Source organism: Peptoanaerobacter stomatis (assembly GCF_000238095.2).
Lineage (GTDB): Bacteria > Bacillota > Clostridia > Peptostreptococcales > Filifactoraceae > Peptoanaerobacter > Peptoanaerobacter stomatis_A.
On sequence record NZ_JH815225.1, the window covers coordinates 1,572,571 to 1,598,203 of the forward strand.

18 protein-coding genes and 3 rRNA genes are annotated in these 25,633 nt (G+C 32.4%); 13 read left to right on the top strand and 8 right to left on the bottom strand.

From position 1 onward, the window contains the following. Positions 1-94 precede the first annotated feature (94 nt). From sppA to HMPREF9630_RS06980, 13 genes are all read left to right on the top strand, one after another. Positions 95-1,078, top strand: a complete 984-nt coding sequence (gene sppA / locus HMPREF9630_RS06920) for a signal peptide peptidase SppA (protein WP_009527793.1) — start codon at positions 95-97, stop codon at positions 1,076-1,078. Between the two features lies 1 nt (position 1,079). Then, the gene (locus HMPREF9630_RS06925; protein ID WP_009527794.1) at positions 1,080-1,889 is read left to right on the top strand and encodes an RDD family protein; all 810 of its coding nucleotides are present in this window, start codon (positions 1,080-1,082) and stop codon (positions 1,887-1,889) included. Between the two features lie 111 nt (positions 1,890-2,000). Further along, positions 2,001-2,930, top strand: coding sequence for an AEC family transporter (locus tag HMPREF9630_RS06930; protein WP_242824690.1), 930 nt, complete (start codon positions 2,001-2,003; stop codon positions 2,928-2,930). Positions 2,931-3,125: 195 nt separating this feature from the next. After that, positions 3,126-3,569, top strand: coding sequence for a flavodoxin family protein (locus tag HMPREF9630_RS06935; RefSeq protein WP_009527796.1), 444 nt, complete (start codon positions 3,126-3,128; stop codon positions 3,567-3,569). 201 nt (positions 3,570-3,770) lie between these two features. Continuing rightward, the gene (gene mnmE, locus HMPREF9630_RS06940; RefSeq protein ID WP_009527797.1) at positions 3,771-5,150 is read left to right on the top strand and encodes a tRNA uridine-5-carboxymethylaminomethyl(34) synthesis GTPase MnmE; all 1,380 of its coding nucleotides are present in this window, start codon (positions 3,771-3,773) and stop codon (positions 5,148-5,150) included. 143 nt (positions 5,151-5,293) lie between these two features. After that, positions 5,294-5,794: a GAF domain-containing protein gene (locus HMPREF9630_RS06945; RefSeq protein WP_009527798.1), complete on the top strand. Its 501-nt coding sequence runs from the start codon at positions 5,294-5,296 to the stop codon at positions 5,792-5,794. Positions 5,795-6,104: 310 nt separating this feature from the next. Continuing rightward, positions 6,105-7,025: a tRNA modification radical SAM protein MnmL/YtqA gene (mnmL, locus tag HMPREF9630_RS06950; RefSeq protein ID WP_009527799.1), complete on the top strand. Its 921-nt coding sequence runs from the start codon at positions 6,105-6,107 to the stop codon at positions 7,023-7,025. 329 nt (positions 7,026-7,354) lie between these two features. Continuing rightward, positions 7,355-8,215 carry a DUF5050 domain-containing protein gene (locus HMPREF9630_RS06955; protein ID WP_009527800.1) on the top strand — a complete coding sequence of 287 codons (861 nt, stop codon included), beginning with the start codon at positions 7,355-7,357 and terminating at the stop codon, positions 8,213-8,215. A gap of 97 nt (positions 8,216-8,312) precedes the next feature. After that, positions 8,313-9,158 (top strand): DUF5050 domain-containing protein, encoded by an 846-nt coding sequence (locus HMPREF9630_RS06960; RefSeq protein WP_009527801.1) that lies wholly within the window; start codon positions 8,313-8,315, stop codon positions 9,156-9,158. A 209-nt stretch (positions 9,159-9,367) separates the two neighbouring features. Then, complete coding sequence (locus HMPREF9630_RS06965) at positions 9,368-9,856, top strand: hypothetical protein (RefSeq protein WP_009525438.1); 489 nt, start codon at positions 9,368-9,370, stop codon at positions 9,854-9,856. Between the two features lie 909 nt (positions 9,857-10,765). Further along, positions 10,766-12,694 carry an acyl-CoA dehydrogenase family protein gene (locus tag HMPREF9630_RS10235; RefSeq protein ID WP_009525437.1) on the top strand — a complete coding sequence of 643 codons (1,929 nt, stop codon included), beginning with the start codon at positions 10,766-10,768 and terminating at the stop codon, positions 12,692-12,694. A 205-nt stretch (positions 12,695-12,899) separates the two neighbouring features. Then, a complete protein-coding gene (locus HMPREF9630_RS06975) occupies positions 12,900-14,120 on the top strand; it encodes an FprA family A-type flavoprotein (protein WP_009527802.1) in 1,221 nt (406 codons plus the stop codon). A gap of 175 nt (positions 14,121-14,295) precedes the next feature. Then, positions 14,296-15,222, top strand: a complete 927-nt coding sequence (locus HMPREF9630_RS06980; protein WP_009527803.1) for a M14 family metallopeptidase — start codon at positions 14,296-14,298, stop codon at positions 15,220-15,222. Positions 15,223-15,551: 329 nt separating this feature from the next. On the opposite strand, the gene HMPREF9630_RS06985 is transcribed toward HMPREF9630_RS06980, so the two are convergent. The 8 genes from HMPREF9630_RS06985 to HMPREF9630_RS07020 form a co-directional block, all read right to left on the bottom strand. After that, on the bottom strand, positions 15,552-16,283 hold the full coding sequence (locus HMPREF9630_RS06985; RefSeq protein WP_009527804.1) for an ABC transporter permease: 732 nt from the start codon (positions 16,281-16,283) through the stop codon (positions 15,552-15,554). Continuing rightward, a complete protein-coding gene (locus HMPREF9630_RS06990; protein ID WP_009527805.1) occupies positions 16,273-17,301 on the bottom strand; it encodes an ABC transporter substrate-binding protein in 1,029 nt (342 codons plus the stop codon). The genes HMPREF9630_RS06985 and HMPREF9630_RS06990 overlap by 11 nt, the downstream gene beginning before the upstream one ends. Before the next feature lie 85 nt (positions 17,302-17,386). Further along, positions 17,387-18,010 (bottom strand): uridine kinase, encoded by a 624-nt coding sequence (udk, locus tag HMPREF9630_RS06995; RefSeq protein WP_009527806.1) that lies wholly within the window; start codon positions 18,008-18,010, stop codon positions 17,387-17,389. A gap of 4 nt (positions 18,011-18,014) precedes the next feature. After that, positions 18,015-18,755 carry a type 1 glutamine amidotransferase gene (locus HMPREF9630_RS07000; RefSeq protein ID WP_009527807.1) on the bottom strand — a complete coding sequence of 247 codons (741 nt, stop codon included), beginning with the start codon at positions 18,753-18,755 and terminating at the stop codon, positions 18,015-18,017. Between the two features lie 229 nt (positions 18,756-18,984). Continuing rightward, complete coding sequence (locus tag HMPREF9630_RS07005) at positions 18,985-20,343, bottom strand: Mur ligase family protein (protein ID WP_009527808.1); 1,359 nt, start codon at positions 20,341-20,343, stop codon at positions 18,985-18,987. A 146-nt stretch (positions 20,344-20,489) separates the two neighbouring features. Then, positions 20,490-20,606: ribosomal RNA gene (gene rrf / locus HMPREF9630_RS07010) — 5S ribosomal RNA — on the bottom strand. 209 nt (positions 20,607-20,815) lie between these two features. Then, positions 20,816-23,727, bottom strand: a 23S ribosomal RNA gene (locus HMPREF9630_RS07015). A 359-nt stretch (positions 23,728-24,086) separates the two neighbouring features. Continuing rightward, a 16S ribosomal RNA gene (locus HMPREF9630_RS07020) occupies positions 24,087-25,615 on the bottom strand. The 16S, 23S and 5S rRNA genes sit together here, the layout of an rRNA operon. Positions 25,616-25,633: the final 18 nt, after the last annotated feature.

The following is a 25,633-nucleotide window of genomic DNA, read 5'->3' on the forward strand; positions in this document are numbered from 1 at the left end:
TATTAGTATAAGCACAGATAATTTACCGTTTAATGAATAAATTTTGAATAAACGGTTATAAAATTAAGTACACAAATAATTTAGGAGGTATCATATGAACTTTAAAAAACTTATTGCAATAATTATAGCAGTGATAATACTTGCTGTAAATTTAGCGATAATCAAGCAAAACTTCAGAGATTTTACAGTAAATAAATTAAATCAATTTACAAAGACTAAGACGGATATTACGGAAAATATCATTTCAGGAACAAACTCATCGGCAAAAATAGCTGTACTTGGCATATATAATGTTATAGAGCTTGGAGATAAACACTCACAACTTATGAACAGCCTTGAAAACATAAGAAATGACGAAGATATAAAAGGTGTAATACTAAATGTTGAAACACCTGGAGGCGGAGTTTATGAATCCGCTCAAATATCGGATAAGATTAAACAGATAAAAAGCGAAAGAAACATACCTTTTTATACAGTTATGGGCTCACTTGCGGCAAGCGGAGGATACTATGTATCTGCAAGCACCGATAAAATATATGCAATGCCAGAAACTATGACAGGCTCTATAGGTGTCATAATGTCCTCTACGAATTTTTCAGGACTTTTTGAAAAATACGGTGTGAAAACTGATGTTGTAAAATCAGGAGAATTTAAGGACATCGGCTCATCTACAAAACCTATGAGCGACCAAGATAGAGAAATATTTCAAAAATTGATAGACAATTCTTACGAAAGATTTGTAAAAGTTGTATCTGAAGGAAGAAATATGCCTATAGAAACCGTAAAGACTATAGCTGACGGAAGAGTATATGATGGACAGCAGGCATTGGAGCTTGGACTTGTAGACAAAATGGGATATTATGAAGACGCATTGAATGACATGATAGACGCATTAGCCTTAGACGATCCTAAAATAATAGAATACGAATATACAGAAAATATCGACAGTTTATTATCACTATTAGGAGTAAGTTATAGCAATCTTATGAAATCAGAAATGCAAAAGAGCATCGATGCTGTAAAAAATCTACAAACAACTAATCAAAACAGACCTATGTACCTTTACGGAGGTATGTAAAATGTTATTCAAAAATAATAAAAATACAGACAAAGTTACAGATTTTATAGAAAATAATGAAGCAAATATGGCAAACAAAGAAAATTCATCAAAAAATCAAACTGTAACATTAACCGCCAAAGATATGGTCGATGAAACTGCAAATACTATAATACTTGAAAAATCTGCCATAGCAAACACAAAGCTCGAAGACGAAACTGAAGAAAACTTAACAAATATAAATTTTAACAAACAAGATATGGATAAAAAAGTAGACGAGTTTTATAGCGAATACAAAGACGAAAACCATGAAGAATACAACAGCACAGGCGTAAAAGAAACCGTCCCTTCATTTGCGCAAGATGAATCCTCACCCTCAGATATTTATATAAAAAACAATATGTATGCAGGTTTTTGGATAAGAGGTCTTGCATTTTTGATAGACTATTTTTTAGTCTGCGGAATAAAAAACATAATTGATTATTCAAACATATTTACCTTAGGCTATGTATTAAATAATATGATGTGGATAATATTATTCGTACTTTACAACTTCATATCTGTATATATTACAAACGGCTATACCATAGGTAAAATACTTACAAATATTAAAGTTGTACCCGAAAAAAAAGAATATATGGACTTTTCAACAACTTTTGTTAGAGAAGTAGCAGGAAAATATATCCTGTTAAAACTTCCTATAATATTTTTCTTCTTAGTATTTTCAAGTAAAAAACACAGTCTTATAGATTATCTTTCTGACACAAGCGTAATTAGAGAAAAATATTTACCATATTTTGAAAAACTTACAAATGATAGTAAAATTCAATAGATTTTTAATTATAATGGTATAAATTTAATAACACCGTTTATAAATTTTTTATACAAATTATCTATTATTCTATCAGCGATTAATATATGAAAAGTAATTCCCTATGGAAAGGTGAAAAAATTGGATATAAATATAGTAATTAACAAACTTATAATGCTTTTATTTTTAACATTGCTCGGTTATATAGGCAGAAAAAAGAACATATTAAACGATATATATAACAAGGGTTTTTCAGTGCTTATACTTAACTTTACTTTGCCTTGTATGATTATAACGTCTATGTTAAGCACAGGTGCACAAATAGGCAAATTTCAAATTGTACAGATTTTATTATTAGGTTTTTGTATGTACGGATCTTTGACACTTATAGCAAAATTTATATCAAAAGCGTTCAAAGCAGACGATTTGGAAGACGGAGTTTACAGATTTTGTACAGTTTTTAACAACAATATCTTCATAGGTTTTCCAATTATTCAAAGTATGCTTGGAGATGAAGCCTTATTTTATGCTGCTGTATTAAGCATAGCAAACACTCTGTTTATGTTTTCGGTCGGAACATATTTTATGAGTAAGCACAAAAAAGCCGAAAAAATCTCCATAAAAAAGATATTAAACCCCGGTATAGTTACATCTGTAATCTGCACAATACTATATTTTTCAGGTTTTACTCTTCCTAATATGTTGAAAGATGTCTGCGAACAAGTAGGAAATATAACAGTACCTCTGTCAATGATAGTAATAGGTGTATCACTTGCGGATATTCCTGTGAAAGATGTTGTAAAAGACATAAAAATATATATTTTCTCAATCCTAAGAATGATTATAATACCGGTGTTGTTTTTCTTCATACTTTCACCTATAATATCAGACAAGATGATATTGCATGTGATTATAATAACTATGGCTATGCCAGGTGCAACACTATGCGTATCAATGGCGACAGAATATGACTCCGACATTATGCTCGCATCAAAATATGTATTTATGTCCACAGTGCTTTCAATAGCAACAATACCGCTTGTAATAAAAATCATAGCTTAGAATATAATTTTCAATAAATTTTATTAATATATCAAGCTTTAAAATAAAAAAATTATACTAATGCCTAATTAAATATACATTGCTCAATTTAATATATTTTTTAAATATGCCGGCATTTCTATATTTTATTTTAAAAAGGTTTAGTATAAAAATGAATATTCAGACACTTAACAAATCAAAGAAAGTGGGCTTATTATGAGTAATATAGCTATAATATGCCATTCAACACATCATGGCAACACAAAAAAAGTCGTTGATGAAATGGCAAAAGCAAGAGAAATAGACATTTTTACAATCACACAAGCAAAAGAACAAGATTTTTCCTCTTATGAATATATAGGCTTTGCGTCAGGCATATACTACCAAAGTTTGAGCAAAGACATACTGAAATTGGCACAAACCATTTGCTTTAATAAAAATCAAAAAATATTTATAGTCTATACCTGTGGTGTAATTAACAAAAAAAATACTTCAAAATTAGAAAAAATTATAAAAGATAAAGGTATGAACATAACAGATACATTTTGTTGTAAAGGATACGACACCTTCGGTCCTTTCAAGCTCATAGGCGGAATTGCAAAAGGACATCCAAGCGCAAAAGATCTTGACAATGCTAAAACATTTATAACAAATCTATAACAAATTCTATATTATACTAAACTTATTTTAAAATATCATAAAATATATAAAACTTAATTCAATAAAAATATTCCAGATTTAATTTTTTCATAATGCAATAACAATCTATCTAATTAAAAAATATCAACTTATAAATATATTTATTTAGATATTCAAGCTAAATAAATATAAAATCAAATTTATAAAACAGAAAGGATAGCCATGTACACATTCGACACTATAGTTGCCCCTGCAACAGCGAGCGGTACAGCAAGCATAAATATAATAAGAATAAGCGGAAAAGACGCTGTTAATATAGGTGAGAAGATTTTTACACCTAAAATCGCCAAAAACAGCCTGTCACAAAATCCGAGAAAATTAATTTACGGTCATATAGTACATAACGAAAAGATAATAGATGAAGTAATGGCTTGTTATATGAACGCTCCACACACATTTACCTGCGAAGATGTTGTCGAGATAAACTGTCACGGCGGTAAAAAAAGTGTTGAAGAAATAATATCCATAATACTCACAAGCGGTGCAAGACTTGCAGAAAACGGAGAGTTTACAAAAAGAGCATTTTTAAACGGAAGAATAGATTTGTCTCAGGCGGAGTCAGTTATTGATATAATAAATGCAAAATCTTCAAAAGCATTTGAAAATGCACAAAAACAATTACAAGGCAAATTATCAAAACGCATTTTCGATATAGATAACACCTTGAAAAAATCTCTCGCACAAATAACAGTCGCCATAGATTTTCCTGAAGAAGACGTACCCGAAGTCACAAGACAAGAGCTGACAGTAGATTTGGATTATTGCGTGGAAAATCTCCAAAAGCTCGAAAAAACATACAAGGACGGAAAAATAATATCTGACGGAATAAATATAGCAATTATCGGCAGACCTAACGTAGGAAAATCATCCTTGTTAAACGAACTCTTGGAAGAAAACAGAGCCATAGTTACCGATATAGCCGGCACAACAAGAGATATAATACAAGAAAGCTTAAGCATAAACGGTCTATGTGTAAATTTGGTAGATACAGCAGGAATAAGAGATACATCAGATGTAGTTGAAAAAATAGGCGTTGAGCGTTCAATATCATCAATAGAAAATGCCGACATAATTTTACTCATGCTTGACAATTCAACTGAAATATCAAACGATGATATAAATCTTATAGAAAAATTACAGCAAAAACAATATATCGTACTGATAAACAAATCCGATTTGGATAGCAAACTCAATATAAATCATATACCTGATTTTATTGATAAAAACAATATTATGAACATATCCGCAGAAAAAAAAGAAGGCATAGAGCAATTAAAAGAGAAAATATATTCTATGGCAATAACATATGAAGATGAAAATACAAACTCTGTAATACTCACAAATTCAAGACATTATGCACTTATACAAAATACCATATCCAGCCTTAAAGATGCAAAAACAGCCATATTAAATGATGTGGAGCTTGATATAGTAGAAACTGACTACAAAGACGCACTGCAATATTTGGGAGAGATAACAGGAGAAAGCGTCAGCGAAAGCTTACTTGATACCATATTCTCACAATTTTGTATAGGAAAATAAATTCCGATTTTAAAAATGAATAATCAATAATATTAATACATCAAAAATCCAAAGCTAAAAATTGTAACATAATAAAAACTAAAAATTCAGCATATGTTGTTGTATAATAGTATTATAGAAAAATGTACAAAAGGAGGAGTATTATGCAAGATTATTTGTTATTAGAATTATCTATAAAATCTATCGCAAATAGTGATGACAGATTTATAAGCAAATTATCAAATCTGTCGGCAGTTATATATCAATATATGGACAGACTTAATTGGGCAGGATTTTATATATTAGACGAAACTTGGAACAATTTATACTTAGGTCCATTCCAAGGCAAAATGGCTTGCAGCAATATAAAAATATCTGAAGGCGTATGTGGTAAAGCCGTTAGAGATAATGCCGTTCAGCGTGTATCTGATGTACACAGTTTTGAAGGACATATTGCGTGCGACTCTGACAGTAAAAGTGAGATAGTTTTGCCACTTAAAAAAGACTGTAAAATATGGGGAGTTTTAGATATAGATTCACCTGAAAAAAACAGATTTTCTCAAGAAGACGAAGAGTTTTTAACACGGATGGCACAAATAATAGGCGAAAATGTATTTGAAGAAAAAAAAGTTTATGAAGGACTTTTTACAAACCAATGGATATAACTCCCTTATAATAGGGAGTTTTTTGTATTTTTTATATGGTAGACTATAATATTAATTTTATATGATTATATAGCTTATACATAATTTTATTAAAAAATAATATAATACTAAAATATATTCAATTAATGGATACATTTATATAAATTATTTACTTTAAATATACTTAATTTTATTTATCTAATAAATTCTTAAAAACAATAATATCCATTATTCTATTAATTTTTGATATAAATTAAAATATTCTTAAATATATTAAAAAATATTTATATTTAAATAATAGTATTATAATTAATCTTTGAAAAGGATATTTATGATAGTAAATGATAAACGATACAACAATATAAACTTTGAATTAAAAAAACATTTTTCACAAAAAATAATCAAACTTTCACTTGACGGAGGCTTTACCTGTCCGACAAGAGATGGCAAAATTGACACAAGAGGTTGCATATTTTGCTCCAAAAACGGTTCAGGTGAATTTACCAATTTTAACACAGATATACAAATACAAATCGATGAACAGATAAAACTATTATCAAACAAATGGCAAAATTGCAAATATATAGCATATTTTCAAAACTTTACCAATACATACAAAAACGCAGATGAACTTACGAAATTATATAACTTTGCACTAACCAATCCGGACGTCGTAGGCCTATCTGTCGCAACAAGAGCCGATTGTTTAGGTGATGATGTACTTAAAGTGCTTGATTATTTCAACAAGAATACATATTTATTTGTAGAAGTAGGATTACAAAGCATACACGAAGACACTGCAAACTTTATAAGGCGTGGTTATAATCTCAATACATTTGAAAATGCACTCACAAAATTGAATGAACTTAATATTAAAACTGTTGTACATACAATAGTAGGACTCCCCACAGAAGACAAAAACAAAATGATGCAAACTTATAAATATCTTAACACAAAAGATATATGGGGCATAAAAATAAGTCAACTGAATATATTAAAAGACACAGATTTAGAGATTTATTATAGAAAAAATCCGTTTTATATTATGAATGCAGATGAATATATATCCTTCATATGTGATATTATCGAAAACCTGAGAGATGACATAGTCATACACCGTCTTACAGGAGATGGTGCAAAAGATGAACTCATAGCTCCGAAATGGATATTGAACAAAAGATATGTATTAAACGGTATAGATAAAGAACTTAAAAAGAGAGATACTCGTCAAGGAGACTTATACTTTCTCTAATAAATGTAAATTAGAAATTATTTTTAATAAATTGAAACTAAACAATTTAATATTAAAACAATATAAATTGTTAATTTTTATAATACTTGATTACGCTTGAGTAAAATTTGTTCTATAAAACGTGTAGAACGAGGCGGACAAGTGGAACTTGAGTGCGTGTACTGTAGTTACACAAGCGAAAGCTCTACGAAGTCTAACGAAGTAAATACACGATTTTAGGGCAAATTTTGACAAATTAAACTGTGAAAATCTTTACATGCTCCATTTAAAATGATAAAATAAATTTAGCAAACGATTTACAAATTTAAAATGAAAAGGAGGAATATTTTATGAAAAAATTTAAACTTATGTTATTGTTTACGCTTATACTTACAATCTTAAGCTCCACTTCTTCAAATGCAGCCGCCAAGTACTCCAAAATTTATCCTGATTGCAAAACAAAAAAAGGCAAATACACTATATCATACACTACAAAAAAAGGACTCAACTTATATGTAGAAGGAAACTCAAAGCCTGTTGTTTCTATTCCGTATTCACAGGAAATCCTTGATTACGTCTTGAATGACGAAAAGATATATTATTCCTATAATAAAAAAATTATGCAATTCGATATAAGCACAAAAAAGAAAATCTCCATAAAAGAGTTTAAAAATAATCCGAATATATGTGCTGTAAGAGATGAATACATATATGTAACTGTATATCCTTTTGACGAAAATCACGAAGGAGAATATGAAACTGATTTTTACAAAATAAATATGAAAAACAAAGAAACAAAATTACTTGCAAAAAATGCAAGTTCAATTGTACTTGCAGAAAATAATATATTTTACAGACCTACAACTACCGATGTAAGCGGTCAACCATTATACTCCATAGACTATAACGGCAAAAATTTAAAAAAAATATCAGATGATGTAATACACTACCAAGTAATTAATAAAAAGCTGTATTTTGTTACAGAATCAATCCAAGATTTTATACAAACAGTATATGTATCAAACGTAGACGGAACGGATAAAAAACAACTTGCAGGCAACATAGACGGTTACGTTTATAATATAACACCTACCGATATATATTATTCAGTTATAGGAAATGACACTAAATATTACAAACTCAATCTCAGTACAAAAAAAATCGAGATTGTAAAACAAATAAATACCAATGTATATGAGCTAAATTATTAATAATGTAACTCATTAAACAAATAAGTATAATCTATTTTACTATTGAATTTTAAGCTTATTTCAACATTAAAAACCGTCATAATAAAGGAGAAACATTATGAAATCTGCAAAGATACTTGCAATATTTTTATCCCTATTTTTAGGAATGTCCAATATTATATATGCTCAAGATACATTTTCAGCTATAAGCAATGCTAATAAAACACTGAAAAAAGGCGACTATACTTATAAAATTGATTATGTAGACTATAATTCTATATTAAAAGTATACAACAAAAACAATAAGTTGGTGATTTCATTGCCAAAAGTATATTATGCACTTGCAGGAGATAAAGGATTTTATTATTCAACCAACGACTACAACACCTCAAATACGGACATAATATATACAAATTTAACTGACAACTCATCAAAAGTATTATACAGCAAAAAATCGAATTCCCCTGGATTTATAAATGCAGTGAGAGACGATTATCTATATTTTCAAATATCAGACGGAGAAGTTGCCGAAGAAACAATATCACCATTATATAAATTGAACTTAAAAACCGGCAAAACATCAAAAATAATTGAAGATGCAGGAGAAATACACTTATCCGACAACAAGATATTCTACAAAAAAACTTCACGAAATAAAGAAACAGACACATTATATTCAAGCGACTTAAACGGAAAAAATATAAAAGTTATAGAAAAATTTGCAAATACATTAACAGTCGAAAACAACAAGCTCTACTATGCAGCAAAAAAATCTGACGGAAGTTACTGTATATATGAGATGAGCGAAGATTTATCAGGCAAAAAACAAATATCAAAGCCTTTTTACTGCACGCATATATTGAGCATTACAAGCAAAAGCGCTAAATACACAGTAAAAGAAAACGAAGTAGAAGAAACATACAAAATGGATTTTGCAAGCGGAAAAATCACAAAAATAAATTAAGCTTTCATAAACCGTATAATTATTGATATTATAGTGATTATACGGTTTATTTTTTATATCATATATATTACTCCACTTTCATAAATTTCAAAATCAAAAAATGTATTAATAATTTAATATATTTTTATAATTAATTTAATGTTAATAAGGTATAACAAATATATAATTAATTTAGCTATATGAATTTAATATCAGAAAGGAGAAAACTTATGGGATATGATTTATTAGGATTAATGGCTTTGGGTTATTTAAGTCTGTTCTTAGGTGCAGCGATAATAACTACAATCAATATAGTAGTGTTAATCGCAACTTATCTTTTGACAGGAATATCGCTGTACAAATTGGCTATGAACAATGGTCATCAAGACAAAGCTATACTTGCTTGGATACCTGTAGTTAATTTGTATTTAGTAGGATTATTGGCAGGAGATACAAAATTGCTTTCAATAGATTTACCGGCACAATGGTTAGGCATTATATTGGTAATACTTAGAATAATGGGCGGTTTCGGCGATAAATCTCCGTTTATACTTTGGCTTGTATCAACTATACTTATAATATTCGCATTTTACAACCTATATAAAAGAGCCGAATCCCCTTTAGCTGTTATTATGGCTATACTCAGCCTTATACCGTTTTTAAAAGCCATATTCTTATATATTATAAAGGATAGAAACTTATTATATTTTTATGAATAATTTTTAAAACATATAATACACTATAACAAACTATAAAATCTCTAAAGTTTATATAATTTGTTATTTCAAAAAATATAAATTTTTAAAGAATTTAGTATAAAACTCAATAAAACTATAGATAAATAGGATTTTATAAATTCAATAAAATCTAACAACATTTATTACTTTCTCATATAAATTATCTATTATCCTATCAGAGTTTAATATTGATATAAAAAATGAGTTGAATGTATTTGATTAAAGGAATTGCTAAAATGTAAATATATCTATAATCAAATACATTCCATTTCGTATTTTTATTATACGCTCATTTAGCTATATTATGAGTATATCTTATAGTTTTAATAGCCTTTAACATCATAGAAATCTTCAGTATAATTTTTATTTTTAGAGCAAAATTTTTTTTAAAAGTTAATAATTATACTTGACCTTATTTTTTTATTGTGGTAGTATTTTATATGTAAGTTTGGGATATGGTTTTCTTTAGTATAAAAGTTTTAATAGAAGATGATATCTTACTCAACTTTTCTATAATTTATAGTAAAATATATTGTATCGTATTAGTTTTTTTAATAAATGATGAATATTTTAATATTTTTTTATTTTAAAACTATACTTTTTTTGTAGTAAATATGTGCAAAATACAAAAAAGATATGAATATAATTTAAACTACAATATCTTTTATATATTTGATTAATTTGTTGAAAATGTAATTTATTTTTAAAAATATTATATATAAAAGTTTCATTAACAATTAAGATATTTTAAAAAAATCAAAATTATTCTGAGTTTAAATAGATAAATAATTTATTTATGGGTATGTTGTAATTATCAGTTAGTCTATTTATAAAATATATTTTAATGTATATTGCGCATTTATATTTTTGAAAATTTAAGGAGGCAGTAATATGTTGTATACTACAACACAAGAACACGAGGCGTTTCGTAAAAAAGTAAGAGAATTTGCAGAAAAAGAAGTAAAACCTATAGCATTTGAACTTGACCAAAACAATGAGTTTCCTGATGAAGTTGTCAAAAAAATGGGTGAACTCGGCATAATGGGTATACCTTATCCTAAGGAATACGGCGGAGCAGGCTTAGACGTTATAAGCTATGCAATCGCTGTTGAAGAGTTGTCAAGAGTTGATGGTGGAGTAGGCGTTATATTATCGGCTCATACTTCACTTGGAACATATCCTATTGCTGCATTTGGAACAGAAGAACAAAAGAAAAAATACCTTGTTCCTCTTGCAAAAGGTGAAAAAATAGGTGCTTTCGGTCTTACAGAATCAGAAGCCGGTTCTGATGCAGGTGGTACAGAAACTACGGCTGAACTTGACGGAGATTATTATATATTAAATGGCGGAAAAATATTTATAACTAATGCCGGAAAAGCTGATACTTATATAGTATTTGCAGTTACTACTCCGGGAATAGGAACAAAAGGTATAAGTGCATTTATAGTTGAAAAAGGCTGGGAAGGTTTCTCATTCGGAGATCACTATGATAAGCTTGGTATACGTTCTTCTCAAACTTGTGAATTAATATTCAACAATGTAAAAGTTCCTAAAGAAAACTTGCTTGGAAAAGAAGGTCAAGGTTTTAGAATAGCAATGGCTACATTGGACGGAGGAAGAATAGGTATTGCATCTCAAGCCTTAGGTATTGCACAAGGCGCTTATGAATCTGCACTTGCATACTCAAAACAAAGAGTACAGTTCGGTAAACCTATAGCATTCCAACAAGCTATTCAGTTCAAATTTGCAGATATGGCTACAAAACTAAGATCAGCAAGACTTCTTGTGTATTCAGCAGCAGACTTAAAAGAAGCTCATGCAGATTATTCTATGGAAGCAGCTATGGCTAAAAAATACGCATCAGACATAGCATTAGAAGTATGTAACGATGCTCTTCAAATATACGGCGGTAGTGGATACCTTAAAGGTATGGATGTTGAAAGATTCTATCGTGATGCCAAAATAACTACAATATATGAAGGAACAAACGAAATAATGAGAGTCGTAATAGCATCTCATATAATCGGAAGACCTCCAAAATCAAATAAATCCGTAAAATCTGCAGTTATACAAAGAAAATCAGTAACAGGCGACAGAAAGAGAACAATATTTAAAGACGGAACAGCAAAAGAACAAGTAGATGCACTTGTTGCAGCACTAAAAAAAGACGGATACGACTTCACAGTAGGTATACCTCTTGATACTCCAATACAATTATCAGAAAGGGTTGTATCAGCAGGTAAAGGTATAGGCGATAAGAAAAATATGAAATTGATTGAAGACCTTGCTAAAAATGCAGGAGCTTCAATAGGTTCATCAAGACCTGTAGCAGAAACTCTAAAATATGTTCCGCTTAACAGATATGTAGGTATGTCAGGACAAACATTCAAAGGTAATCTATATATAGCTTGCGGTATATCAGGAGCTTCTCAACATCTAAAAGGTATAAAAAATGCAACTACAATAGTAGCTATAAATAAAAACGGTAATGCACCTATATTCAAAAATTGCGACTACGGTATAGTTGGAGATTTAGCTGAAATCTTACCTCTTCTTATAAAAGCCTTAGACACAGGTAAGAAGAAAGATGCACCTCCAATGAAAAAAATGAAACGTTCAAAACCTGAAAAATTGGCACCTAATTATAAATTATATGTATGCAACGGTTGCGGATATGAATATAATCCAATGGTTGGAGATTTGGAAGGCGAAATAGATCCCGGAACAGAATTCAAAAATATTCCTGATGAATGGACTTGCCCTGAGTGCGGTGAAGAAAAATCAGGCTTTATAGAATTAGAATTCCCATATGCACAATAATTTATGAATATTTTAATACAGCGATTTAAAAATAAAATTTGAAAATATGATTTTTGATTAGATAAAATTTCATCTTATAAATATTTTTACTTTATAGTTAACTTGAATTATTGTTTAATTACATCTTTTCAAATAATCGCAAATTTTAAATCGCTGTATAAAGTCAAAATCGTATAGATAAGATTATTATAACAGGAGGATTACAATGTTTTGTGTAAGAAATATAACTGAAAACTTATACTGGGTCGGTGGAAATGACCATCGCTTAGCACTATTTGAAAATATACACCCTTTAACAAAAGGCGTTTCATATAACTCATACCTATTATTAGATGAAAAAACTGTACTTTTCGATACAGTTGACTGGGCTGTGACAAGAGAATTTTTAGAAAATATAGAAAGCGTATTAAAAGGCAGACCACTTGATTATCTTGTAGTAAATCATATGGAACCTGACCATTGCGGTTCAATAGAAGAAATAGTAATAAGATATCCAAATTGTAAAATAATATCAACAGAAAAAGCATTTATGTTTATGCGTCAATTCAATTATCACGTTGAAGGTAGAGAAATAGAAGTAAAAGAAGGCGATACATTTGAATTTGGTAAACATAAAGTAGCATTTTTAGAAGCACCTATGGTACACTGGCCTGAAGCTATGATTACACTTGATTTAACAAACGGAGCTTTGTTCTCAGCTGATGCGTTCGGTTCATTCATAGCATTAGACGGAAAATTATTCAATGACGAAGTAAACTTCGACAGAGATTGGTTGGACGAAGCAAGAAGATATTATACTAACATAGTAGGTAAATACGGACAATTCGTACAAGCACTACTAAAAAAAGCTGCTCCGCTATTACCTAAAGTAAAATATATCTGCCCGTTGCACGGACTTGTTTGGAGAAACAATTTTGATTATATATTAGATAAATATAATAAATGGTCAACTTATGTACCTGAAGAAAAAGGTGTATTAATAGCATACGCTTCAATGTACGGAAACACAGAGTATACAGCACAAGCACTTGCAACTAAGCTTTGCGAAAGAGGAATGTCAAACGTACACCTATATGACGTATCTAATACAGACGTATCATATCTTATATCAGAAACATTCAGATTCAGCCATGTTGTATTGGCATCAGTAACTTACAACTTAGGTATATATCCGAAAATGCTTAACTACTTGCATGATATGAAAGCATTAAATGTACAAAACAGAACAATATCAGTAATAGAAAACGGATCTTGGGCACCTAAGTCAGGTCAATTAATAAGCAACTTCTTAGACGAAGAAATGAAAATGATAAATATATTAGACCCAATGGTTACTGTAAACTCAGCGCTTAAAAAAGATAAAGAATCTGATTTGGACGACTTAGCTGATGCAATAGTAGAATCAATGAAATTAAACGAAAAATAATTCTTTATAGCTTATTTAAAACTCATATAAAAAATCTCCTTATTATAAATATGGAGATTTTTTTTCTATTGTATAATTTTATTTATATAGTTATAATGAATTTTATAAATATTAATTACCATTTACATATAATATCTAATTAATATAAGTTGTTATAGTTATATAAGGAGGCATTATGATTTTAGAAAATATGAATTGCTGTGAGAAAAAACAGGTGTTTTTAAAAATAAATGATGATTTTGAACAAATACCCTTCACATTTATAAAAGGCAAAAAACAAGGACTGACAGCGCTTATAACAGCCGGAGTACATGCCTGTGAATATACAGCTATAGAAACTGCAAGAAGACTTTCAAAGGAAATAGATGCAAATGATGTAACAGGTAATATAATAATTGCAAACCTTTTAAATGTAGAAGCATTTAGAAAGAGAATTCCATTCATCGTACCACAAGATAACAAAAATTTGAACAAAGTTATGCCTGGAGATAAAAACGGTACTAAATCAGAGCAGATAGCATATTTTTTGTGCGAAAATTTTGCAAAAATATCTGATTTTGCATTAGACTTACATTCAGGGGATTTACAAGAAGAACTCACACCTCACTTATACTATATCAAATCACAAGAAAAAAGATGTATAGAGTTTGCAAACAAGACAGATATACCATATGCAGTGCCTGTAGAAAGCTCAAAAGCACTTTACGGATATATGGCTATCTTAAATAAACCCGCATTACTTATGGAGCGTGGACAAATGGGCAATGTTGATAGAGATGAAGTGGATAATTTTGTAAATGATGTTAAAAATATATTGTGCTCACAAGGTATTTATGATTACAAAAACTGTTCAAAAGAATATAAAATGACTCAAATAATAAAAAAATCTATATACAAAACGGCAGATATGGACGGTTTTTTCATAAGCCATAAAAAAGTTGGTGAAAGAGTGAAAAAAGACGAAGAACTGTATAGAATAGAAGATGTTTTCTCAAATGTAAAAAGCATATATAAAGCTGAATTTGACGGAATAATTTTATATAAGTGCGGTGCATTGGCAATAGAAAAAGAGCACACAGCAATAGTATATGGCAGTATATAATACTAAAAAATATATTTATACTAAAACTTAATAGAATAATGGATATTACTATTTTTAAAAATTTATTAGCTAATACTAAAATCTTATAGGATAATAAAAATTTATAATAATTTATTTTTAAAATAAAGCATTTGTATTAATGTGTATTATTTATCCATAATTTTATTAGTATTAAATTAAAATATGCTCAAATTTATTTTGCAATCAATACTGATAACACTTTTATACATCTGTTTTTCAGATATTTATAGAAAGTGCTCAAGCAAAATATATCTGAGCATTATATTTTTTAATTGTAATATATAATCATATCATTATATATTACAAAATTAATATTTTTTCACCGATAATATATAGTTTAAAATTTTATCTATTAAAAATGACAAAAATAATATTATGACTATCCACGAAAATACACCTGCAGTATTTATGTAAATTTTTTCTAAATACAACTTACTGCCTATTGCGTATTTGGGTTGTGATATTACTTCTCCTGCTATTACCATCTTAAAGTTTATAGAAAATGATGTAGGTATTATTTTTTTTAGATCTATAAATATCTTAGGCATATATATTTTTTTTATTCTTTTTTTTAAATCTATGTTATATACGTCCAACATCTTTATTATATTTTTGTCATAATCATACATACTGCAAAATACGCTTTGATATATCATAGGAAACACCATTATACAGCCTATAAGCATACTCACAAAATTAGGTCTTAACCATATGAGCAACAAAAGTATAATTGCAACTGTCGGTACACTTGCACATATTTGGGTTATAAATGTGAATATTTCTTTTAAAAATTTGTTGCAAAAAGATAATACTCCTGAAAAAACGCCGAGCATTACAGCTGTCAAAAAACCTGTAATGCTCCTCAATAAACTGTTTAATATGGTTAAATAAAAATCATCTTCACTAATTACAACAACTATTTGTTTGATAGTTGCGCTTATGCTTGGAATTATAACTTCAGAGTTTACAATCATAGAGCTTATCTGCCAGATAGCTAAAAATATTATAAACACTGAAATTTTTAATTTTTTATTTTTCATAATATGCGTTTAAGTCCGGTATTTTACCGCCTATATTTTGAGGGTTGTCCTCTTTTAATATTTCAAAATATTTATCATAATCTTTTGTGCTTGTAATCACAAAGTTACCTATGTTCATATTTTCAAGCCCTTTGATGACAGCCGGTTTTTGTACTCCCAATTCATACATTTCACTTAATGTGGCCAAGCCTTCTTTGTTTTCAACTGCCCATTTAATTGAATTTTCATAGCTTGCTATAATTGTATCCACTAAATCTTTATCTTTTTCAATAAGTTCTTCTTTTACTATAAGTGTGGCTTGAGGATATCCGTTTTCCATTCCGGCTTTTTTTGCCTCTTCATTCAAGCTTGCAAGTCTTACAGCTTTTTCATCTTTAAGTGTTATCGCTGTTGCCATAGGCTCAGGTGCTACAACTATATCAGCTTTTCCTCCCAAAAATGCCGGTGCTATTTCTGTAGGAGATGACAAATATTCCATCTCAACATCTTTATCAGGATCAATTCCATTAGATTTCAAAGCAAATCTCGTCATCAAATCAGGTGTCAAACCTTTTGCAAAAAGTGTCAATTTTTTTCCTTTTATATCTGCTAAAGTTTTTACACTTTCATCTTTAGATAATATATAGGCATTTCCCCAAACACTTGTACCTACTATCTTATATCCAAGTCCTTTGTTGTATGCTGTCGCTGCAAAGTTGGACGGTACTATCGCTATATCAGCCTCTTTGTTCAAAACTTTTGAAGTCAAAACATCAGGTGATGCTACCATATCATAATTTATATTTTCGATTGCCTTTTCATCCATCATCTTGGCAAGTGTAAGCGCCGTAACTCCATCTCTAAATACGATGTTTACTTTAGAGTCGCTTGATGATTTACCTTCATCTGTTTTTATTTCGCCTTGTTGAGTTTTGGAATCGTCGGGTTTCACTTCTTTTTGATTAGTGCTTGTACACGCTGTAAACAACATAGTTAGCAAAATCATAAAAATAAATAAAATTTTAGACTTGTTTTTCATTTTTTGTTTCTCCTTTTTCTATCAATTTTTTATATTTTTATTATACCCATATTTTTCAATACTTATTATCAATTTATAAAAAGTGTTAGTCATTTCTCAAATATTGTTTTATGCTCCCTATTATTATATCTATGGCTACTTTATTTTTACCGCCTTCAGGTATTATTATATCTGCATATTTTTTGCTGGGCTCTATGAATTGAAGATGCATTGGACGTACTACATCTAAGTATTGATTAACTACTGAGTCAACACTTCTACCACGCTCTTTCATATCTCTCATCAATCTTCTAAGTATCCTTATATCTGCGTCTGTATCTACATATATCTTCATATCCAACAATTCTCTGATTTTTTCGTTTTCTAATAAAAGAATACCTTCCAATATTATGATATCCGCAGGCTCTATCAATACAGTTTCTTTTTTTCTTGTATACATTGTAAAATCATAAATAGGTACTCTTATGCTATCTCCTTTTAATAAAGATTTCAAATGCTCTATCATAAGCTCTGTATCAAATGCGTTAGGATGGTCATAATTGGTAGACAGCCTTTCTTCAAAGCTAAGATGCCCTTGGTCTTTGTAGTAATAATCTTGCATAATCATAGTTACACTATTATTCTTAAATGCCTCATGTAAAGCTTTTGCAACTGTAGTCTTGCCCGAGCCTGTACCTCCTGTTATTCCTATTAATAATGGTTTTTTCATTATATTACACTTCCTTATATCCTAAATTATATAATAACTCTTGCTTTGCCATATTCTCAAAACTGTCATCTAAGGCAGACAACTCTACTTCTTTATAATCCTTCGACAGGGATTTTTTTATTATAAAATCTGCTAAATTGGGGTTTTTAGGCAATAGAGGACCGTGCATATAAGTACCAATGACATTTTTATCAAAAAAGCCTTCATACTTTGAATTATAATGGTTACCGTTGCCAAATATAACTTTTCCAAAATACTTGTCATCTGCGTCATAAGTTTGACCGCCATGATTTTCAAAACCTAAAACCTTGAATTTATCGTCTCCTAATTCCACATCAATATAGATATTACCTATACATCTGTCATTTTTTTGTGATTTTTCTGTTCTGTATGGAAAAAATTTCAAGCCTTGTATTTTTTCTCCGTTCGCATTTACATAATATTGACCAAACAACTGATATCCACCACATATAAGCAAAAAAAACACATTATCTTTCAAGGCTTTTTCAAGCCCTTCTCTTTTATTTTGCAAATCCTGTGAAAGCATCAACTGCTCTTTGTCTGCTCCTCCACCCATGAATATAAGATTGTATGAGGAATAGTCTTTTTGTTCACCTATAGAGCAGGTATCATAAATAAAATCTATATTTCTCATCTTACATCTATATTCCAATGTCTTTATATTTCCTTTATCCCCATACAAATCCATAATATCGTGATAAAGATGCAATAATTTAAGCTCCATAAATACCTCTATTTTCTATTTATATTTTAAAATAGCTATTATTTCCTGATATTACAGGTATATTCAAACATCTTATGCCAAAAATCTTTAAAATTATAATAACATAAAAACAAATCATATATAAATCAAAACTATATTATACTTCCAATGAAGAATAATGTTAAAATCCATTGATCTAATTTTAAACGTACAATATTTTTTGATATTCATACATTCTTTGCTTCCATTTTTATGCTTTAAAGTCTAAAAGTTTTTTCCTTATATCAAATAAGCCTGTATATGTTGAAATAACATACATATCCATATTTGTATCAAGCATTTTTGCAATGGCTTTATCGATATCTTTTTCAACTGAAATATTTTCCGATATATTTGAGATTTTGAATCTTACAGCAGCTTCATATGCACGTTTACCTGTAATTATAGCATATTTTAAATTATTAATCTGTTCAAAATTTACATCCCATATCCACGAAATATCTCTGCCATCTGCATGATTATCATTTAACAAGAATATCAATGCTTTTTCATTCTCATTATTTCCTATATATTTGATTATTTCATTACAACCTGTCGGATTTTTTACTAAGTTTAAGAGTATCTTTTTATCTCCTATATTTATTTTTTCCATTCTGCCTATTCCAAGGTTGAAGTTTTTGAATACTGTATTTATATCATCTGAACTTATACCATAAGTTTTGCATACAGCAAGTGCAGATACAAGATTATATATATGATAAGTAGCATTTATAGAAGTTTTGTATTTTTCTATCTTTTTGTTTGATATTTCATCAAATTCTTTTTCACTATTAGCACTGACTTCTAATTCAAACGTGTTATCTTCATAATTTATATTTTTTGCCAGATAATCAGGTATATCTGATTTAAAATCACAATTTTTACAATGATATTTGCCTATATGTGAATACTGATAATACTCATATTCAAGTATACCATTACAAATAGGACAAAATTTACCTTCTTTTGCATCAAAATTTTCCGTATTCGCATTTTTTTCTTTATCAAGACCGAAACTTACAATTTTTATATCTTTTGATATTTTAGAGAATCTTTTTACATTGGGATCATCTTCGTTCAAAAATAATCTACCTTTATAATTTTCCATCGCTTTAGAGATTTTTAAAATTATGCTCTCCATTTCTCCTGCTCTGTCTAATTGATCTCTAAAAAAATTTGTTATAACTATATCACTTGCTTTTATATTTTTTAGCTGTTTTGCCAATGTAAGTTCATCTACTTCTATGATAAGAGCATCTGCCATTATTTCAAAAGCAAAATTTGAATTTTTTATAAGTAGACTTGTTATTCCGTTTATTATATTATCGCCTTTAGAATTGGAAACTGTCTTATATCCTGCTCTTTTAAAGATATTAGCAATTATATTTGACGTTGAAGTCTTACCATTAGTACCTGTAACAAGTACTGTTATCTTCGGATACTTAAAATATGAAAGCATATCCGGACAAAATCTTATGGCAGTTTTTCCGGGAAGAGAGCCTCCACTTCTACCCAATATTTTAAGCAAGAAAAAAATTATTTTCCCTAAAAATAAAGCAAAATATCTCATAACCCCTCCAGTAATTATGGTTATAATAGTATATTGAAAATTTTTCTTTAATCAAAATAAACTTATACAATATACATATATAATAAATAAAAAAGAGAAAAAAAGCAATAAAAAAAGACAAGCATAAATGCCTGCCTCCTTTATCCAATTGGCTATGACCTACTCTCCCAAGACCCTGCGGTCTAAGTACCATCAGCGATGAAGAGCTTAACTTCTGTGTTCGGTATGGGTACAGGTGTATCCTCTCCTCTTTTATAACCATATTGTTTCTTTCGATTGATATAGATCACATAACATCGAAATATTTTATCTGATTGTACTTTGCACAATCAAAACTGCATATCATCTCTTTTCAAACATATACTTCGTTAAACTTCGTATCGCTCGTCAGTCACATAGCTTAGTATGCTCCTTCCTTACTCACTTGTTTGCCTCATACTACTCGCATATCTTTGAAAATACCTTATATTAGTAGGTTAAGTCCTCGACCTATTAGTACAAGTTAGCTTAATACATTACTGCACTTACACTTCTTGCCTATCTACCACTTACTCTTAATGGGGTCTTACTTCTTTCGAATGGGATATCTTATCTTGAGGTTGGCTTCGTGCTTAGATGCCTTCAGCACTTATCCGTTCCGCACATAGCTACCCAGCTGTGCCTTTGGCAAGACAACTGGTACACCAGTGGTGCGTCCATCCCGGTCCTCTCGTACTAAGGATAGCTCCTCTCAAATATCCTACGCCTGCGACGGATAGGGACCGAACTGTCTCACGACGTTCTGAACCCAGCTCGCGTACCACTTTAATGGGCGAACAGCCCAACCCTTGGGACCTACTCCAGCCCCAGGATGTGATGAGCCGACATCGAGGTGCCAAACCTCCCCGTCGATGTGAACTCTTGGGGGAGATCAGCCTGTTATCCCCAGGGTAGCTTTTATCCGTTGAGCGATGGCAATTCCACTTTCTACCACCGGATCACTAAGCCCGACTTTCGTCTTTGCTCGACTTGTTAGTCTCGCAATCAAGCTCCCTTTTGCCTTTGCACTCTTCGCATGATTTCCGACCATGCTGAGGGAACCTTTGGACGCCTCCGTTACTCTTTGGGAGGCGACCGCCCCAGTCAAACTGTCCGCCAAGCACTGTCCCGTACCTTGCTTCAAAGGTTCCGGTTAGAACTCACATAATCAAAGGGTGGTATCCCAAAGTTGGCTCCTGTAAATCTGACGACCTACATTCTCTGCCTCCCACCTATTCTGTACATTAATTACATAAATTCAATACTAAGCTACAGTAAAGCTCCATGGGGTCTTTCCGTCCTGTCGCAGGTTTCCGGCATCTTCACCGGTACTACAATTTCACCGAGTCTGTTGTTGAGACAGTGCCCAAATCGTTACGCCTTTCGTGCGGGTCGGAACTTACCCGACAAGGAATTTCGCTACCTTAGGACCGTTATAGTTACGGCCGCCGTTTACTGGGGCTTAAATTCAAATCTTCGATTTCTCTAAACTCTCCTCTTAACCTTCCAGCACCGGGCAGGCGTCAGCCCCTATACTTCACCTTTCGGTTTCGCAGAGACCTATGTTTTTGGTAAACAGTCGCTTGGGCCTTTTTTCTGTGGCCTACTCTCGTAGGCACCCCTTCTCCCTAAGTTACGGGGTCATTTTGCCGAGTTCCTTAACAACAGTTCTCTCGCTGGCCTTAGGTTTCTCACCTTACCCACCTGTGTCGGTTTTCGGTACGGGCTACTTGTATCTGGATAGAAACTTTTCCTGTCAGTGTGAAATCATTAACTTCGCTACTTTATTCGCTCCCCTTCACAGCTCATATTATCAAGCATACGGATTTGCCTTTATACTCTAACTTGCTGCTTGGACGTGCTCTTCCAGTCGCACGCTTTAACTATCCTCCTGCGTCATTCCTTCTCCTCTTTGGCGATACTCGTAGGTACAGGAATCTTAACCTGTTATCCATCAGCTACGCATCTCTGCCTCGCCTTAGGCCCCGACTTACCCTGAGCGGACGAACCTTCCTCAGGAATCCTTGGGTTTTCGGCCTGTGTGATTCTCACACACATCTCGCTACTCATGCCAACATTCTCTCTCGTATCTTGTCCACAGTCTCTTTCGATTCTGCTTCGTCCTATCATACGATGCTCTTCTACCACTCACGTCTTGCGTGAATCCAAAGCTTCGGTAGTATGTTTGAGCCCCGGTAATTTTCGGCGCAAAACCACTCGACCAGTGAGCTATTACGCACTCTTTTAATGTATGGCTGCTTCTAAGCCAACATCCTGGTTGTCTGTGCAATTTCACATCCTTTTCCACTTAACATACATTTGGGGACCTTAGCTGTTGGTCTGGGCTTTTTCCCTCTTGACTATGGATCTTATCACTCATAGTCTGACTGCCTTTTATCATATATTGGTATTCGCAGTTTGATAGCTTTCGGTAACCTATACGGCCCCTAGAGCATTCAGTGCTCTACCCCCAATATACTTTTTTTTAAGACGCTAGCCCTAAAGCTATTTCGAAGAGAACCAGCTATCTCCGAGCTCGATTGGAATTTCACCTCTACCCACAAGTCATCCCCGAACTTTTCAACGTTCGTGGGTTCGGTCCTCCATTTCATGTTACTGAAACTTCAACCTGCTCATGGGTAGGTCGCCCGGTTTCGGGTCTATGCTGTATAACTTATCGCCCTTTTCAGACTCGCTTTCGCTTTGGATTTGAAACTTAATTTCTTTTCCTTGCTTTACAGCATAACTCGTTGGCCCGTTCTACAAAAAGTACGATGTCACTTATCGCTCCATCTGTTTGTAAGCATATGGTTTCAGGTTCTCTTTCACTCCCCTCCCGGGGTTCTTTTCACCTTTCCCTCACGGTACTTTTCTCTATCGGTTGATTAGTAGTATTTAGCCTTTGGGGGTGGTCCCCCTTTCTTCTCGCAGGGTTCCTCGTGTCCTACGATACTCTGGTACTATCTCGTGCGTCTTCTTGTTTCGATTACCGGACTTTTACCGTCTTTGGTGTAGCTTCCCAGACTACTTCTTCTTCAATACCTCGTCACTTTCTTGATAGTCCTTACCCCATTTAAGTTTCCTTATATGGTTTGGGCTCCTCCCATTTCGCTCGCCGCTACTTTGGGAATCGATGTTTCTTTCTTTTCCTCCACCTACTTAGATGTTTCAGTTCGGCGGGTTCCCTTCCTATTACCTATTTATTCAGTAATGGATACTTAATATCTCTATTAAGTGAGTTTCCTCATTCGGATATCTATGACTATAACGGATGTTTGCTCCTTATCATAGCTTTTCGCAGCTTGCCACGTCCTTCTTCGGCTCTAATCACCAAGGCATTCACCTTATGCTCTTTCTTCCTTAACCTTTTCGTTTTTTTATCCTTAGTTTTCTCTAAGTTGACCTTGCTATTTGTTTACTTGGTGTAAATTGTATAATCCTTTGACTTTTTATTCGGAAAGACTTAATATTTTATTTTTGTCTTTCTTCCTTTTTGTCTGCGTTTTATACTTTGATGATATGCAGTTTTCATTGTACAAATTTCATTTCGTTTGATATACTTCGTCTAACTTCGTTAAGTTTCGCATCTGTACTCAGTTACATACTTTAGTATGCTCCTTCGTCCTTTGCTCGCTTGCCTCGTTATACTCGTATCTGAAACAAAATTATATTTTTTGTTGTTTTATGAACAACAAAAATCGGATAGTAAACTTTTTTCTCCTTAGAAAGGAGGTGATCCAGCCGCACCTTCCGATACGGCTACCTTGTTACGACTTCACCCCAGTTACTAAGTTCACCTTAGGCAGCTTCTTCTTTCGTTAGATCACTGACTTTGGGTGCCCTCAGCTCCCATGGTGTGACGGGCGGTGTGTACAAGACCCGGGAACGCATTCACCGCAACATTCTGATTTGCGATTACTAGTAACTCCGACTTCATGTAGGCGAGTTTCAGCCTACAATCCGAACTTGGACCGTTTTTTTCAGGTTTGCTCTTCTTCACAGATTCGCTTCTCTTTGTTACGGCCATTGTAGCACGTGTGTAGCCCTAAGCATAAGGGGCATGATGATTTGACGTCATCCCCACCTTCCTTTAGGTTATCCCTAACTGTCTTACTAGAGTGCCTGCCTTTACGCACTGGCAACTATTAATAGGGGTTGCGCTCGTTGCGGGACTTAACCCAACATCTCACGACACGAGCTGACGACAACCATGCACCACCTGTGTGGGATGTATACCCGAAGGTATTATTACGACTTTACATCGCTTTTCATCCCCATGTCAAGCTTAGGTAAGGTTCTTCGCGTTGCTTCGAATTAAACCACATGCTCCGCTACTTGTGCGGGTCCCCGTCAATTCCTTTGAGTTTTATTCTTGCGAACGTACTCCCCAGGCGGAACACTTATTGCGTTTGCGCCGGCACCGAGATTCCTCCCGACACCTAGTGTTCATCGTTTACGGTGTGGACTACCAGGGTATCTAATCCTGTTTGCTACCCACACTTTCGTGCCTCAGCGTCAGTTTTAGTCCAGAAAGTCGCCTTCGCCACCGGTATTCCTCCCAATATCTACGCATTTCACCGCTACACTGGGAATTCCACTTTCCTCTCCTATACTCAAGCTTAATAGTTTCAAGGCCGAACAGTAGTTGAGCTACTGCCTTTTAACCTTGACTTAACAAGCCGCCTACGCACCCTTTACGCCCAGTAATTCCGGATAACGCTTGCCCCCTACGTATTACCGCGGCTGCTGGCACGTAGTTAGCCGGGGCTTTCTTGTATGGTACTGTCATTTTTTTCTTCCCATACGACAGAACTTTACGACCCTAGGGCCTTCTTCGTTCACGCGGCGTTGCTGCATCAGGGTTCCCCCCATTGTGCAATATCCCCCACTGCTGCCTCCCGTAGGAGTTTGGACCGTCTCTCAGTTCCAATGTGGCCGTTCACCCTCTCAGGTCGGCTACTGATCGTCGCCTTGGTAGGCTTTTACCCCACCAACTAGCTAATCAGACGCAAGCTCGTCTATAACCGCCTCAGCTTTGATATACAATATTCCCATATCATATATTTTATCTCGTATTAGCTAACATTTCTATTAGTTATTCGTGTGTTATAGGTTGATTACTTACGTGTTACTCACCCGTCCGCCACTAAGTCTTATATTCCATCCGAAAACTTCACATATGACTTCGTTCGACTTGCATGTGTTAGGCACGCCGCCAGCGTTCATCCTGAGCCAGGATCAAACTCTCAATTAAAATTTGACTTCTCTCAGC

What these genes read in the sequence shown, in the direction of transcription:
- sppA (WP_009527793.1), top strand. Translation starts at nt 95, where the DNA reads ATGAACTTTAAAAAACTTATTGCAATAATTATAGCAGTGATAATACTT.
- HMPREF9630_RS06925 (WP_009527794.1), top strand. Translation starts at nt 1,080, where the DNA reads ATGTTATTCAAAAATAATAAAAATACAGACAAAGTTACAGATTTTATA.
- HMPREF9630_RS06935 (WP_009527796.1), top strand. Translation starts at nt 3,126, where the DNA reads ATGAGTAATATAGCTATAATATGCCATTCAACACATCATGGCAACACA.
- mnmE (WP_009527797.1), top strand. Translation starts at nt 3,771, where the DNA reads ATGTACACATTCGACACTATAGTTGCCCCTGCAACAGCGAGCGGTACA.
- HMPREF9630_RS06945 (WP_009527798.1), top strand. Translation starts at nt 5,294, where the DNA reads ATGCAAGATTATTTGTTATTAGAATTATCTATAAAATCTATCGCAAAT.
- mnmL (WP_009527799.1), top strand. Translation starts at nt 6,105, where the DNA reads ATGATAGTAAATGATAAACGATACAACAATATAAACTTTGAATTAAAA.
- HMPREF9630_RS06955 (WP_009527800.1), top strand. Translation starts at nt 7,355, where the DNA reads ATGAAAAAATTTAAACTTATGTTATTGTTTACGCTTATACTTACAATC.
- HMPREF9630_RS06960 (WP_009527801.1), top strand. Translation starts at nt 8,313, where the DNA reads ATGAAATCTGCAAAGATACTTGCAATATTTTTATCCCTATTTTTAGGA.
- HMPREF9630_RS06965 (WP_009525438.1), top strand. Translation starts at nt 9,368, where the DNA reads ATGGGATATGATTTATTAGGATTAATGGCTTTGGGTTATTTAAGTCTG.
- HMPREF9630_RS10235 (WP_009525437.1), top strand. Translation starts at nt 10,766, where the DNA reads ATGTTGTATACTACAACACAAGAACACGAGGCGTTTCGTAAAAAAGTA.
- HMPREF9630_RS06975 (WP_009527802.1), top strand. Translation starts at nt 12,900, where the DNA reads ATGTTTTGTGTAAGAAATATAACTGAAAACTTATACTGGGTCGGTGGA.
- HMPREF9630_RS06980 (WP_009527803.1), top strand. Translation starts at nt 14,296, where the DNA reads ATGATTTTAGAAAATATGAATTGCTGTGAGAAAAAACAGGTGTTTTTA.
- HMPREF9630_RS06985 (WP_009527804.1), bottom strand. Translation starts at nt 16,283, where the DNA reads ATGAAAAATAAAAAATTAAAAATTTCAGTGTTTATAATATTTTTAGCT.
- HMPREF9630_RS06990 (WP_009527805.1), bottom strand. Translation starts at nt 17,301, where the DNA reads ATGAAAAACAAGTCTAAAATTTTATTTATTTTTATGATTTTGCTAACT.
- udk (WP_009527806.1), bottom strand. Translation starts at nt 18,010, where the DNA reads ATGAAAAAACCATTATTAATAGGAATAACAGGAGGTACAGGCTCGGGC.
- HMPREF9630_RS07000 (WP_009527807.1), bottom strand. Translation starts at nt 18,755, where the DNA reads ATGGAGCTTAAATTATTGCATCTTTATCACGATATTATGGATTTGTAT.
- HMPREF9630_RS07005 (WP_009527808.1), bottom strand. Translation starts at nt 20,343, where the DNA reads ATGAGATATTTTGCTTTATTTTTAGGGAAAATAATTTTTTTCTTGCTT.